This window comes from Micromonospora sp. CNZ286 (assembly GCF_014207755.1).
The window spans coordinates 2,259,429-2,271,475 of record NZ_JACHIZ010000001.1 but is presented as its reverse complement, the minus strand read 5'-3'; the positions used below and the strand labels follow the sequence as shown (position 1 = coordinate 2,271,475).

Genomic DNA, 12,047 nt, shown 5'->3' with positions numbered 1-12,047 from the left:
CGTGAGACGCACGACAGTGGCTCGGCACGAGGAGGAGCGATGGACGCGACCGGATCCCCGTCGCAGGTGTGGCAGACCAGCCCGAGCTTCGCCCTCGCCCGGCTACGCGCCGGGCACCACCGGTTCCGGGCCGGCGGCCTTCCCGTCCCGTCGGCCGGCGCGACACCGGTGGCCGCGGTCCTGTCGTGCGCCGACCCGCAGCCCGAGGCCGTGACCGTGTTCGGCGGCGTCGACGTCTACGCGGTCCGCACCGCCGGCCTGCAGGTCGGCCCGGCCGCACTGGGCAGTCTGGAGTACGCGGTCGCGCGCCTCGGCGCACCCCTGCTGGTCGTGCTGGGCCACGCCTCCTGCTCCCTGGCGGGCGGCAGCGGGCCGGACCGGGTACGCGCCACGCTCACCGCCCTGCGCCGCCGGTCCCCCCTGCTCGACCAGGCCGTCCGCTCCGGCCGCTGCGGCATCCACGGCATGATCTGGCACGACGCGGACCGCCTCCTCAACGAGGTGCGGCCCGCGCTGCCACCGCCGGCCCGGCGGGCCTGCCGCCTGCGGCCACCGAACAACGCGTCGATGCGGTCGCACTGAGTGGGGCGACGCCTCATCAGGGGTTGCACACCGGGCACGCACCGGGGTCCGCGGCGCCGCCCACGGGCCGGCGCGAGCGGTACGCGCACCTGCCGCATCCCGAGACCAGCAGCGCGTCGTGGGCGGTGGGCGTGCCGCAGTCGCGGCAGGGCAGTCCCGGCTCGGTGCCGACCAGGCCGAATCCCGGCGCCGCACAGGCGGGACAGGGCGTGGCGAGACGCCGGGCCAACCGGTCGGCGGCGGCGGCGATGACCCGCATCCGGGTCGGATTGACGTGGGCCCGCAGGTCCGCGCCGAGCACGGCGGTGCCGTCGGCGGAGTCGAGGGCGGCCCGCCGGACGGCGACGAGGACGTCGGCGAGCCGGCGGAGTCCCTTGACCGGCCGACCGGGCCCGGCCGCGGGCCGGACGACGACCGCGTGGTGCGGGAACCCGGCCCGGCGCAGGAACGCGAGCACGGCGCCGCGGTCCCGACCGTCGGTGACCACCTGGCCGTGGTTGGTCTCGACGCTCAGAGCGCTCTCCACCAGGGTCAGACCCGACCGGTCGTCGACGAGCGCCACGTACTCCACGTCGGCAGGAGTCCAGGGAGCCGCCGGGTGCGGGCCGAACGCCCCTTCGCTGGCCAGCCCGACCACGGACCCGGTCGCGGCCATCCCGAGCCGGGCCTTGCGCACCACGGTCTCCCGCGCCGAGCCGACCCGCCGCACCTCGCCGGTGAACGTACCGAGCGCGTCGGTGTCCACCGGCGCCACCCGCACACTCATCCCGAGCCGTCGGCGCAGCAGCGGACGCAGCGCCCACTGTTTGCCGTGCATGGTGGCCAGGCAGGCCACCACGCCATGGAACGGTGACGCCTCCACACCACCGATCCTACCCGAGATAAGAAGTAGGATTCCGGAATTCGGTTACGTATCGGAGCGGTCGCCCGGGCTGTGGTGTCATCGTGGTGACGTAGCGGTACCGGTCGCCGGCGGCGCCCGGGTGGTCGAGGTCGATCGGGATCCACTGGGCGTCGGCCGCCCCGCAGGTCCGGAAAAGGCCGGCGTAGCAGTCGCCGTTGTTGCAGTCCGGAGTGCCGGCGTCGGATCCTCGGCCCGCACCGGCGCGGCGGCGGTGACGATGCCGATCCGGGTCCGGCCGGGGCCACCGGCCAGCCGCATGAGAATCAGGTGATCCTGCGCGACCAGGGGCCGGTCCGACATCCGCTCATGTCCGGTCCTCGTAGCGCTTCCCTGCCCGGTGCGGACGCCTTGACCGCTGGCGTTCTCGCCCTCGCCGCCTGCGGCGCCGCGGCGCGGGTATCGGCCGCTCGGCGTGGTCAGAGGCCGGCGGCGGCGTCGTACCGGCGCCGCAGGTCGGCCATCTCCGACGGGGGCAACGCCTCCCTGAGTGCCAGGACCTCGTACTTGTCGGGGAACATCTCCCGTAGCCGGTCGACGAACCTGACGTCGGCGGTCGCCTCGACCACCTTGATGCCGGGAGGCTGGGTGGTCATGTCCATGATCACCGGGCCGACGAGTTTGACCGCCCCGTCCCAGTGGCGCTTCTGTTCGGCGACGCCGCAGAGGTGGAAGCCGTAGACCGTCCGGACGTCGGCCAGGGTGGCGGCCCCGGTGGGCTCGTGGCCGTAGACATGGACTCCGCAGACGACCGCCGGCGCGGCCTGCTCTCCGGCCGGCACCTGCGGGGCGGTGTGCCCGGCGTGCTGGTGATGTGCCGGGTCCGCCTGCTCGAGGGTCGTACGCATCCGGGCCAGGATCTGCCGGCGGAGATCTGCCGGGTCCGTCCTCGGGGTGGTCGAGGTGACCACGGCGGCCACACCGATCGACGCGGCCAGCAGGCACACCTCGATCCACACGACGCGGCTCCGGTACCAGCCGCCGACGCCTACCCGGGAAGTCATGATCGTTCTTCACCTCGTCGCGGTTCCTGATGGTGGCGGAGGGCACCGACGGTGGGGTGGCGCGTGCCGCGCCACCCCACCGCAGATGCTGTTACCGAGCGGTGCAGGTGAGGGTGGGTGTGGAGTTGGTGCCGTTCCAGGAGGCGTTGAAGCCGAAGCTGGTGGAGCCGTTGGCGCTCAGGGAACCGTTGTAACCGACGTTCGACGCGGTGACCGACGAACCGCTCGAGGTGACCGTCGCGTTCCAGGCGTTGGTGATGCTCTGGCCGTTGGGCCAGGTCCATGCCACCGTCCATCCGGAGATGGCGGCGTTGCCGGCCCGGACGGTGACCTCGGCGCCGAATCCACCGGACCACTCGTTGGTCTTGCGGTAGGTGGCGGTGCAGGCACCGTTTCCGGCCGGCGGCGGCGTGGTGGGCGGCGGAGTCGTCGGCGGCGGGGTGGTGGGCGGCGGCGTGGTGGGCGGCGGGGTCGTCGGCGGCGGGTTGCCGCCGCCGCCGAAGATCACGTCACTGCAGAGGTAGTACGGCTGGTCGAGGTGGGACGCCTGCCAGATGGTGTAGACGACGTGCCGCCCGGTGCGGTTGCCCGCGTTCACCTGCGCCTCGTAGAGCCCGGTGGTCGGGTAGCTGCCGGTGCGGAGCACCAGTTCCAGGCTGTTCCAGGTGAGGGGCTGGGTGGTCGGGTCGAAACCCTGCTTCGTGATGTAGATCAACATGTAGTCGGCGCCGTGCTTGGCGCCGTCGGTCAGCGTGAGGGTGAAGTTGTTCGGCATCGGCTTCGCGGTCCACGCGCCGACCGCGTCGAGCGAGGCGTACAGGCCGCCCTGGGTGCGACCGCCGCTGCACAGCTGTCCGTCCGGCACGGCGGCCTGGTGGTTGCCGCCGACGTTCTCGCGGTACAGGCCGTTCCAGTTCCACATGGTGTTCGGGTTGGCCTGCCACGCCTGCCAGCACATCGGGTCGGTCTGGGCCATGGTGGGGTTGAGGTGATCGGAACCCCAGCGCTCCCAGCATCCGTAGTTGCGTGTCGGCGGGTTGGTGACCGATCCGTGCGCCGAGGCCGGATCGGCCTGGTTGACGACGACCATCGTGAACGAGGCGAGGAGAACTGCGACCGCGCCCAGTCCCAGACGGCGTCCTGTCCGTGAGATTTTCATGATGCTCCAGTGGATGCGCCGGCGCCCAGTGGCCCTCGCTGGGTGCCCACCCCGGAGAAGGTGACGCCGATCGATTCAAGCCGTCCCAGGGGTGGACGGCACTGCTGCCCAGCAGCGCATGGCGACTCCCAGCCACGATGTTAGTAAAGACGGCTGTCAATGTAAATCGATACCGGCGTATCGGGTCAGACGACGGTCACGATGACTTTCCCGAGGGCTCGGCCCTCTCCGACGTGGGCCAACGCCTCGGGCACCTCATCGAGGGTGAAGGTCCGGTCGATGTGGATGGTGAGGTCACCCGTGGCGCAGAGGTCGGCCACCGGTTCGAAATGCGTCGGCCCTTCCTTGACGGCGAGCACACCCAGGCGGCGGTGGGTGAGCCGGCCGGCCGCGGCACCGATCGTCAGTACGCGGAGCAGCGCCGGGACCGAGCCGCCGACGCACCGGTAACGGCCGCCGGGGGCCAGTGCCCGGCGGTAGTCGAACACCGACCGGTGCGCGACCAGGTCGAGGATGAGGTCGTACGGGCCGCTGCGGGTGAAGTCCTGGCTGCGGTAGTCGATCATCTCGTCCGCGCCGACCGATCGCATGAAGTCGAGCTTGCCGGCGTTGTCGACGCCGGTCACCTCGGCGCCGAACCGCTTGGCGACCTGAATGGCGAATGAGCCCGATCCGCCGCCGGCACCGTTGATCAGAACCCGTTTTCCGGCTGCCGCGCCTTGAGTCCCTTGCCATGCGATGACTCCCGCCTGCGGAATCGCGGAGGCCTCGGCGTAGGTCAGGGCGGCGGGCTTGTGGGCCAGAACCGACTCGGGAGCGATCGCGTACTCGGCGAAGCCGCCCTTGAGCATGAGGTTGTCACCGTACACCGCGTCACCGGGCCGGAACCGGGTGACCGCCGGGCCGACCGCATCGACCCGGCCTGCGATGTCCGAACCGAGTGTCCGGCGTGCCGGTGAGCGCAGCCCACCGATGCGCGAATACAGCGGCGAGCCGCGCAGGGTCTCCCAGTCGCTCAGGTTGACCGAGGTCGCTGCGATCTTGACGAGCACCTGCCGGCCGGTGGGAGACGGCTTGGAGACGTCCTCGATCCGTAGCACATCCGGCGACCCGTACCGGTCGTACACAACCGCTCTCATCCACGCACCCCTAGCCCTTCACCCAGGCGCTCCGGCCGCACTATGCCCACGGCCGGCAGGCAACGGCCTCTTGGTAGCAGACAGAGACAAGGGACCAACCGCCTCCGAGTGGGGGACGTTGCGCACGGATCAGAGCGTCGCCAGCACCCCGGCCAGAACGACCAGGCAGCACCCGATCTCGATCATCCCGACCTGCACAGGGCGGAGCCGGCGTGCCGGCAGCAGCGCGGCCCGGAGCAGGAGCAGCAGGAAGACCGGACCGAGCAGCACATCCACCAGCCAGACCACGGCGGCCAGGGCGAGCACGTGGTATCCGACGGAGAGACGGAGGAAGCGGCTGTCACCGCGTTGCCGGATCATCGTCTTGACATAGAGGACGGTGCCGAACAAGTAGAGCAGGAGCACTGCGAAGGCCGGGGTGACCCGGGTGACGGACACACCGGCGATGGTCGCCGCGACGAAGACCAGCAGGCAGCTCTGCGCCACCGAGGCCAAGTCGTTGAGCAGGGCCCGTTCCCGGCGACGCCAGGCGTATCCGGCGTTGACCGCCAGCAGCGCGGCGTAGCCCGGGGCGTACCAGAGGACAGCGGGCCGGGCGAGCGCCACAGTCGCCGCGAGCGGCGCCGCCAGCAGGCCGTACGCCAGCAGCTGGGGGGTGAAGCGGCTCGGCCGACGGCTCTTGATCGCCTGGAAGGCGTAATACGACAGCAGGTAGCCGGTCAGCCAGGCGCCGAGCAGCGGCAGGTGCGGCCAGCGCGGGCCGGCCAAGGCCACCCCCACGGTGTACGGCAGCAGGAGCATCGCCCACGCGCCGTGCTGGGGTGGGACGAACTGCCGCACGCGGCGGCGGCGCATTGCCGGGCGGTCGGCTACGACAGCGGTGTTCATGGTGGTCACCGGACCTCGAACAGGCCACGGGCGCCGCGCTCGGCGTCGACCATGGCGTGGCTGACGAACGGGTAGTGCCCGGCTGCGGGGAAGACCGTCTCCACGAAGCCGCCGCCGGCCGGGGTGAGGGACAGCACCTGGGCTCCGCCGGGGTCGGTCGGCCGGTTCTCCCAGTGCCCCTCCCGGTAGACGGTGTCGAACTGGGCGCCGACGATGTGGAACGAGCTGTCTCGGTTGGGGCCGGCGTCGAGCAGCCAGACCCGGACCCGTTCACCGGCCCGGGCGGGCAGCGGACGGTGCGCGTACTGGGCGGGGTAGCCGTTGAAGACGACGGCGTCGGGGCGCTCCGCCTGCATCGCGGCCAGGTCGCCGGGCTCGCCGTCCGGGCCGAGATAGAACTCGGACTGGACGAGCACGTACTCTCGATCGACGCGGGGCAGGTCGGGCGGGTCGACGATGACCGCACCGTACATCCCGTTGCCGATGTGGTGCAGCATCGGCATGGTCGAGCAGTGGTACATCCAGATGCCGGCACGGGTCGCGGTGAACCGGTAGGTCAGCCGCTGCCCGGGGTCGATCGGGCGCATCACCTCGTCCGGGGCGACGGCACCGGCGTGGAAGTCGATGCCGTGGTCCAGGGTGCCGTCGTTGACCAGGGTGATCTCGAAGGTGTCGCCGACCCGGCCGCGCAACACCGGGCCGGGCACGGTTCCGTCGAAGGTCCACAGCCGCTGCCGCACCCCGGGCGCGACCTCCCGGACGACTTCCCGGACGTGCAGCTCACGCCGGTGCAGCCGGCCGGGCGGCGCGGGCGGCGCGGTGGCGTCCCGGGCGACGAAGGCCGCGCCAGGGTCGGCCATGGCATCGAGGCGCGGCCTCGTTCCCTCCGTCGCCACGGCTGTCCCTGTCGGAGCGGTCGCCGTGGCCCCCGTCGGGACGATCCGCAGTGTCATGCCGGCCTGCCGGTGGGCGGGCAGGGAGCACCAGCCCTCCACCGTCGCCCCGATCACGCCGGCGTCCAGCCGGGCGTCGCCGTCCCGCGTCAGCAGCGGTGTCTTCGCCCCGGAGGCCAGGACGAGGTCGTGGCGGCGGTTGTCCCGGTTGGTCAGCTCGATGACCAGTCGATCACCCCGGGGCACGTCGATCCGGTCGGGGTGGAAACGCATGCCGTCTGCGACCACTGTGACCGTGGTGGTGTGCCCGGTCGGGGTGACGGCGGTGGCGGCGGCGGGGACGGGTGCGTCACCGGAGACGCGTTGGGCGGCGACCCCGACGAGGACGGCGACGAGGACGAGGGCGAGACCCACGGCTGCTCCGCCGAGCGGGCGGGGCACGGGGGCGTCGGTGCGCGCGGACACGGGTTACCTCCGGGCGGTGAGCAGGACCCGCACGGCCGGCACGAGGAACTGCACCAGCGCGGCGAGGACCAGCAGTGAGGTGGTGATGCGGACGAACGGCGGGGTGGGCAGGACGAGGACCAGCAGGGCGGCGTTGGTCATCGCGACGCGCTGCGGGCCGTGCCGCTCCAGCAGGGCGGTGCGGCGGCGCACCGGCGCGGGTCCGCCGCCGAGCACCACGGGCAGCAGGTGGGTCAGGGCTCCGACGAGGACCTGGGCGACGAAGCCGACCAGCAGCGGGAGCAGCACCGCACCGAAGCGGTCGGCCGCGCCGGCCGGGTCCGCAGCGGGCAGCAGCGTCGCGGCGTCCACGGCGAGAGCGACCATCAGCCAGCCGCCGGCCGCGGCGAGCGACCAGGACGCGAACGCGTACGGGGGGCGGGTGCGCGCGACGGCCAGCGCGGGGCGCAGGGCGATCAGCGCGCCGAGGGCGAACAGGCTCAGCCCGGCCGCGGCGACGACCCGCCACCAGGCGAGCAGGCCGACGCCCAGCAGGACGAGTCCGGTCGTCGCCACCGGCAGCGCGACGGTGGCGGCGCGGACCGCACCGTCGGCCATCCGGGTACGCAGCACGGTGGGCCAGAGTGTCAGCAGCGTCCCGAGGACGGTCAGCGTCACCCAGCCGAGCAGGTTCACGTGCGCGTGGAACAGCAGCAGCCGGGGGCGCAGCGGGTCGTCGATCACCAGCATCCCGGCGCCGACCGGCACGCCGGCGAGCAGGGCCACGGTCGCCGCCAGGTAGTAGCGGACCGTGACGGAGAACCGGGCCGGCAGGGCGCGGCGCAGCCAATGGGTGAGCGCGACGAGGTGGGCGGTCACCGCGACGAAGACCAGCGTAGCGCCCGCCACGCCCAGCCAGGGGCGGTCGGCCGTGCCGCCGGTCAGGACCGCCAGCACGCCCACGTTGAGCGCGGCCAGCCGGGCCGCCTCGGCGCGGCGGCGGTCCGGGGCGGGGGCACGCAGCACGGCGGCGGCGAAGTGGGCGCTCCACACCACGACGGCGTTGCTGACCGCACCGAGCAGCAGCAGGTGGATGGCCGTCCAGCGCCACGCCGGGAGGAACGGATGGACGAAGGCGAGCACGACCAGCCCGGCCAGGTAGGCCAACGGCAGCGCAGCGACCCGGCGGTGCCAGCCGGCCCGCCGAAGGCCCGCCGCCACGGCCGGAGCGGTCACCGGGCCGGGGGCCGGGCCGGGGGCCGGGGCGGCGGGACCGGCCGACGCGACTGCCGAGACGGTCCGCCCGGCCCCCGGGCCCGAGGGTGCGGTCGGGGCGGAGTCGCCGCGGGTGCCGGCCATCACCGCACCGCCGGCACGACCGGCGGGACGACCGCCGTCCGGGTCCGCCGCCGGGCGGCGCGGACCAACGCGGCCACCACTGCGCCGACGAAACCGAGCACCGCCAGGACGTTGCCGACGCCGCCCCAGCGCCACCCGGCCGGCACGCCGAGCACGTCGCCGACCAGGACCCGGATCGTCAGGGTGGTGTGCAGCAGGGCGAGCGGGGCGTACAGCCACGGCCCGTAGGGCAGTGGGCGGCGAAGCACCGCCGGCAGGATCACCGGAGCGTGCGCGAAGATCATCGACATGGTGAAGCCCAGGAAGACCAGGTGCAGGGTGGCGTCGTAACGGGAGCCGCCGGTGACCGGCCCGGCGCCGGCCCACAGCAGGCCGGCCAGCGCCAGCCAGGCGTACCCGGTGAGCAGGCCGACCGCGACGTAGCGGGGCAGGCCGACGGCGCGCACCGTGCGGCGGGCGACGTCGCAGACCACCAGCCAGGCCACCGTCGCGAGCAGGCCGACCCCGAAGAGGTACGCCCCGACGGCCGGCCAGAGCGCGGTGGCGGTGGCGCCGGCGGTCAGCATGCCGAGGGCGGCGAGGAACCAGCCGACGCCGTGCCGGGGCAGCGTGAGGTGAGCGAGTTCCAGACGCTCCCCGGCGATGGTGGCCACCACGAAGGTGGCCAGCCAGGGCACGATCTCCGGCACGCTGAGGCCGGCGAGCCAGAGGAGGGTGGCGGCGTACCAGCTCAGCGCGCCGGTGACCTGGGCCAGCAGCGCCGGGCCGGGCTGCCGCCACCACAGTCGCTGGTAGATCAGCAGCAGCAGCACCGAGGCGAGCACGAGCAGCAGCCGGCCGGGCAGGCTCGGCCCGGTCAGCACCAGCAGCACCGCCCCGGCGCCGGAGCAGGCGGGCGCGAGCAGGGCCCACCGGGTGCCGAGGGCCACCGCGCGTTCCAGCGCCACCAGGGTGCCGACGAAGCCCAGCACCATCAGCGGGCCGTGCACCTGCTCCAGCGGGACGTGAGGCGCGGGCACCGGCAGTCCGAGCAGCAGCAGGGCGGCGTAGAGACCGCTCACCAGGGCGAAGCCGCCCGCCGCGAGGACGGGGAGCCGCCACTGTACGGCGACCGGCCGTGGGTTCATGCCGGCTCTTCGGTGATATTCGGCAGGGCCAGCCGCACCACGCAGGCGTCGGGTGCGCCGAAGGGTTCGAGCACGGCGCCGGCCGGTGAGGCACCGGCGTGTTCGAGCGTGCCGCGGACCACGCCGACGTGCAGGGCGCAGATCGCGTCGGGGTTGCGGTTGACCAGCTCCAGGAAGGGACAGGTGTGCAGGTGGATCTCGGTCGCCCCGTCGGCCGTCCGGTGTCGGCGGGGACTGAAGCCCAGCCCGCGCAGGACGTCGAGCAGCGTATCGACCGGCTCCCTGCCGGGCGGGGTGGCGGCGGCGAGGTGGCGTCCCCAGTCCTGGCCGGCGCGGGTGGCCTCCGCCCGGACGTCGCCGTGGCCACGCCGCGACAGGTGGTCGAGCAGGGCGGCGGCGAGTGCCCGGTACGGCGCGGGGGCCGGGGCCTCCGCGACGGCCACCCGGTAGCGCCACGCCGGCCGTCCGGGCTGGCCCCCACTGGCCCGCGCCTTGACCAGCAGTCCTGCGTCGACCAGGCGGTCGAGGTGGGCGCGGGCGGTGGACAGGTGCAGGCCCGTTCGCTCCCCCACCTCGGCGATCGTCATGCCGGCGCCGGCGGCGCGCACGAGCTCCAGGATCGAGGCCCGGCTGGCGGTGCCGAGAGCCCGGTGGCGCTGCGGGTCGATGGTCTCGCCGACCGGCCCTGTTCTCGGGGTTTCCACGTTAGATAACGTTACAACGTCGTTCAACCGCAAAACCCTGGAGGGTTCCATGTCCGCCTCACGCTCCCCGGCCGACCGCGAGGCCGCGCAGGCCGTCGTCCGGCACCACGCCCAGCTCGCCGCCGACCTCGACCGGCACGTCGGAAACCTGCTGACCGCGGCCGACCAGGGTGACGCCACCGGCGCGCTCCGGCACCGCGACGAACTGCTCCGATGGCTCCGCGACGAACTGCTGCCGCACGCGCACGCCGAGGAGGACTCCCTCTACGCCGCCGCCGGTGAGCGGGCCGAGGGTGCGCTGCTGGTCCGGGGCATGCTCGACGAGCACCAGGCGATCACCGGCCTGGTCGCCGAGCTGGAGACCGGCAACCGGCCGGTACGCCTCGCCGGCACCGCGCGCGCCTTCGCCGCGCTCTTCGCCGTCCACCTGGCCAAGGAGAACGACCTGGTCGTCCCGCTGCTGGTGGACGCGGCCGACGTCTCGCTGGCGAAGTTGCTGGAGGGGATGCACGATCTGCTCGGCTCCTCGGAAGTCTCGAATGGCGGCGGTTGCGGCGGGGGTGGCTGCGGCTGCGGTGGTGACCGGGCACCGGCCGACGCGCCGGCCGCGACCCTCACCATCGATCCCCGGCTGGACGTCCGGCAGCTCCCGCACGACCAGCGCCACGCGCGGGTGCTGGCGGCGCTGGAGGCGCTGCCGGCCGGTGGAGCGCTGGTGCTGGTCGCCCCGCACGCACCCCGCCCGCTGCTGGCCGAGGTCGCAGCCCGCTACGGCGACGGCATGACCAGCGAGTGGCTGCAGGACGGGCCGGACGTGTGGCAGATCCGGCTCTCCCGCCGGCCGGTGACGGTCTGAGCAGTCTGTCGGTGCCAGGGCGGTGGGGATCAGGGCCCGCCGTCCCGGCGTACCGGGCCGTCCGGCCCTGCTGACGGAGGTTGTCGGTACGCACGATGGAGTCGCCCACCCTCGTGGTCAGGAGACGAAGTGTGCAACTACTGCGGCTGTCGGGAGTTCCCGCTGATCGGCCGGCTCTCGGCCGAGCACGAGGCGATCTCGAACGCGGCCGGCCGGCTGCGCGGCGCGGTGCGGGCCGCCGGCCCGGACGCCCTGGTGGCGCTGGACGCGCTGCTGGCGCTGCTGATGCCGCACACCTCCACTGAGGAGGACGGCCTCTTCGTGGAGCTGCGGGCCGAGGGCAGCCTGGCCGGGGCGGTGGCGAAGCTCTGCGCGGAGCACGACGACATCCACGGCGTGCTCGGCGGCGTCGACCGGGCCGACCCGGACTGGCCCGCAGTGCTGGCCGCCCTGGACCGGCTCCACCGGCACATCGACAACGAGGAGCACGGTCTCTTCCCGGCCGCGGTGATCGCGCTGCCGATCCCGGCCTGGGACCGGATCACCCCGGCGGAGGCGGCAGCCAGGTGAGGCGGCCCGGATGTCGGCCGCTGCCGACGCCGCCCCGCGGCTACCGGCGGTGCGCCTCGGTGGTCTTGACCGGCACGGTCTCGCCGAGGTCGTAGAGAGCGTCGAGCACGTCCTCGGTCTGCCCGCGTCGCGGCCGCCCAGCGCGGCGCCCCACCCGGCCGGCACCAGGAAGAGCACGCTCCAGTGGCCCCCGGTCCCGAACCTGCCCGGCGATCTCCGGCAGGGTGACACCGAGACGGCCGGGCCCCGCTCCGTGCCCCGCCGGTGACCGCCCGACCGGCCCGAAGTCCCGCCACGGACCCGCAGGTACAAAGCCGATGATCTCGGGACCTTCGGCCCGGTTTCCCGAGGTTGTACGTCGGCACCATGGCCAGGACGCCCTCGCTCGGGGTTGCGCTCCGGCGCATCTGCCGAGAACGTG

12 protein-coding genes and 1 pseudogene are annotated in these 12,047 nt (G+C 73.6%); 3 read left to right on the top strand and 10 right to left on the bottom strand.

Going from position 1 to position 12,047, the window contains the following annotated elements:
* The first annotated feature begins 39 nt into the window (after nucleotides 1-39).
* The gene (locus tag FHX31_RS10515; RefSeq protein WP_013287092.1) at nucleotides 40-582 is read left to right on the top strand and encodes a carbonic anhydrase; all 543 of its coding nucleotides are present in this window, start codon (nucleotides 40-42) and stop codon (nucleotides 580-582) included.
* 16 nt (nucleotides 583-598) lie between these two features.
* Here the strand turns inward: FHX31_RS10515 and FHX31_RS10510 are convergent, their stop codons facing one another.
* From FHX31_RS10510 to FHX31_RS10470, 9 genes are all read right to left on the bottom strand, one after another.
* Nucleotides 599-1,444 carry a DUF6671 family protein gene (locus FHX31_RS10510; protein ID WP_013476258.1) on the bottom strand — a complete coding sequence of 282 codons (846 nt, stop codon included), beginning with the start codon at nucleotides 1,442-1,444 and terminating at the stop codon, nucleotides 599-601.
* Nucleotides 1,445-1,902: 458 nt separating this feature from the next.
* The gene (locus FHX31_RS10505) at nucleotides 1,903-2,487 is read right to left on the bottom strand and encodes a hypothetical protein (protein WP_013476257.1); all 585 of its coding nucleotides are present in this window, start codon (nucleotides 2,485-2,487) and stop codon (nucleotides 1,903-1,905) included.
* 91 nt (nucleotides 2,488-2,578) lie between these two features.
* The gene (locus tag FHX31_RS10500) at nucleotides 2,579-3,646 is read right to left on the bottom strand and encodes a lytic polysaccharide monooxygenase auxiliary activity family 9 protein (protein WP_013287101.1); all 1,068 of its coding nucleotides are present in this window, start codon (nucleotides 3,644-3,646) and stop codon (nucleotides 2,579-2,581) included.
* A 185-nt stretch (nucleotides 3,647-3,831) separates the two neighbouring features.
* Nucleotides 3,832-4,698 (bottom strand): NAD(P)-dependent alcohol dehydrogenase, encoded by an 867-nt coding sequence (locus FHX31_RS10495; RefSeq protein WP_357155313.1) that lies wholly within the window; start codon nucleotides 4,696-4,698, stop codon nucleotides 3,832-3,834.
* A gap of 216 nt (nucleotides 4,699-4,914) precedes the next feature.
* Nucleotides 4,915-5,673: a YwiC-like family protein gene (locus FHX31_RS10490; RefSeq protein ID WP_123109520.1), complete on the bottom strand. Its 759-nt coding sequence runs from the start codon at nucleotides 5,671-5,673 to the stop codon at nucleotides 4,915-4,917.
* A 5-nt stretch (nucleotides 5,674-5,678) separates the two neighbouring features.
* Complete coding sequence (locus FHX31_RS10485) at nucleotides 5,679-7,031, bottom strand: multicopper oxidase domain-containing protein (protein WP_184975881.1); 1,353 nt, start codon at nucleotides 7,029-7,031, stop codon at nucleotides 5,679-5,681.
* 3 nt (nucleotides 7,032-7,034) lie between these two features.
* Nucleotides 7,035-8,369 (bottom strand): hypothetical protein, encoded by a 1,335-nt coding sequence (locus FHX31_RS10480; RefSeq protein ID WP_091331661.1) that lies wholly within the window; start codon nucleotides 8,367-8,369, stop codon nucleotides 7,035-7,037.
* Nucleotides 8,369-9,496: a hypothetical protein gene (locus FHX31_RS10475; protein ID WP_184975878.1), complete on the bottom strand. Its 1,128-nt coding sequence runs from the start codon at nucleotides 9,494-9,496 to the stop codon at nucleotides 8,369-8,371. The genes FHX31_RS10480 and FHX31_RS10475 overlap by 1 nt, the downstream gene beginning before the upstream one ends.
* On the bottom strand, nucleotides 9,493-10,251 hold the full coding sequence (locus tag FHX31_RS10470) for a helix-turn-helix transcriptional regulator (RefSeq protein WP_262420890.1): 759 nt from the start codon (nucleotides 10,249-10,251) through the stop codon (nucleotides 9,493-9,495). The genes FHX31_RS10475 and FHX31_RS10470 overlap by 4 nt, the downstream gene beginning before the upstream one ends.
* Between FHX31_RS10470 and FHX31_RS10465 the strand changes: the two genes are divergently transcribed.
* Together FHX31_RS10465 and FHX31_RS10460 are read left to right on the top strand one after the other, a co-directional pair.
* Nucleotides 10,250-11,056 carry a DUF2249 domain-containing protein gene (locus FHX31_RS10465; RefSeq protein WP_184975876.1) on the top strand — a complete coding sequence of 269 codons (807 nt, stop codon included), beginning with the start codon at nucleotides 10,250-10,252 and terminating at the stop codon, nucleotides 11,054-11,056. The two genes, FHX31_RS10470 and FHX31_RS10465, sit on opposite strands and share 2 nt — an antisense overlap.
* A 129-nt stretch (nucleotides 11,057-11,185) precedes the next feature.
* Nucleotides 11,186-11,626: a hemerythrin domain-containing protein gene (locus FHX31_RS10460; RefSeq protein ID WP_114920755.1), complete on the top strand. Its 441-nt coding sequence runs from the start codon at nucleotides 11,186-11,188 to the stop codon at nucleotides 11,624-11,626.
* Between the two features lie 49 nt (nucleotides 11,627-11,675).
* On the opposite strand, the pseudogene FHX31_RS10455 reads toward FHX31_RS10460, so the two are convergent.
* A pseudogene (locus FHX31_RS10455) lies at nucleotides 11,676-11,849 on the bottom strand (radical SAM/SPASM domain-containing protein); the annotation flags it as partial.
* Between the last annotated feature and the right edge of the window lie 198 nt (nucleotides 11,850-12,047).

Coding starts and splice junctions, on each gene's coding strand:
- FHX31_RS10515 (WP_013287092.1), top strand. CDS start 40: ATGGACGCGACCGGATCCCCGTCGCAGGTGTGGCAGACCAGCCCGAGC.
- FHX31_RS10505 (WP_013476257.1), bottom strand. CDS start 2,487: ATGACTTCCCGGGTAGGCGTCGGCGGCTGGTACCGGAGCCGCGTCGTG.
- FHX31_RS10500 (WP_013287101.1), bottom strand. CDS start 3,646: ATGAAAATCTCACGGACAGGACGCCGTCTGGGACTGGGCGCGGTCGCA.
- FHX31_RS10490 (WP_123109520.1), bottom strand. CDS start 5,673: ATGAACACCGCTGTCGTAGCCGACCGCCCGGCAATGCGCCGCCGCCGC.
- FHX31_RS10480 (WP_091331661.1), bottom strand. CDS start 8,369: ATGGCCGGCACCCGCGGCGACTCCGCCCCGACCGCACCCTCGGGCCCG.
- FHX31_RS10475 (WP_184975878.1), bottom strand. CDS start 9,496: ATGAACCCACGGCCGGTCGCCGTACAGTGGCGGCTCCCCGTCCTCGCG.
- FHX31_RS10465 (WP_184975876.1), top strand. CDS start 10,250: ATGTCCGCCTCACGCTCCCCGGCCGACCGCGAGGCCGCGCAGGCCGTC.
- FHX31_RS10470 (WP_262420890.1), bottom strand. CDS start 10,251: ATGGAACCCTCCAGGGTTTTGCGGTTGAACGACGTTGTAACGTTATCT.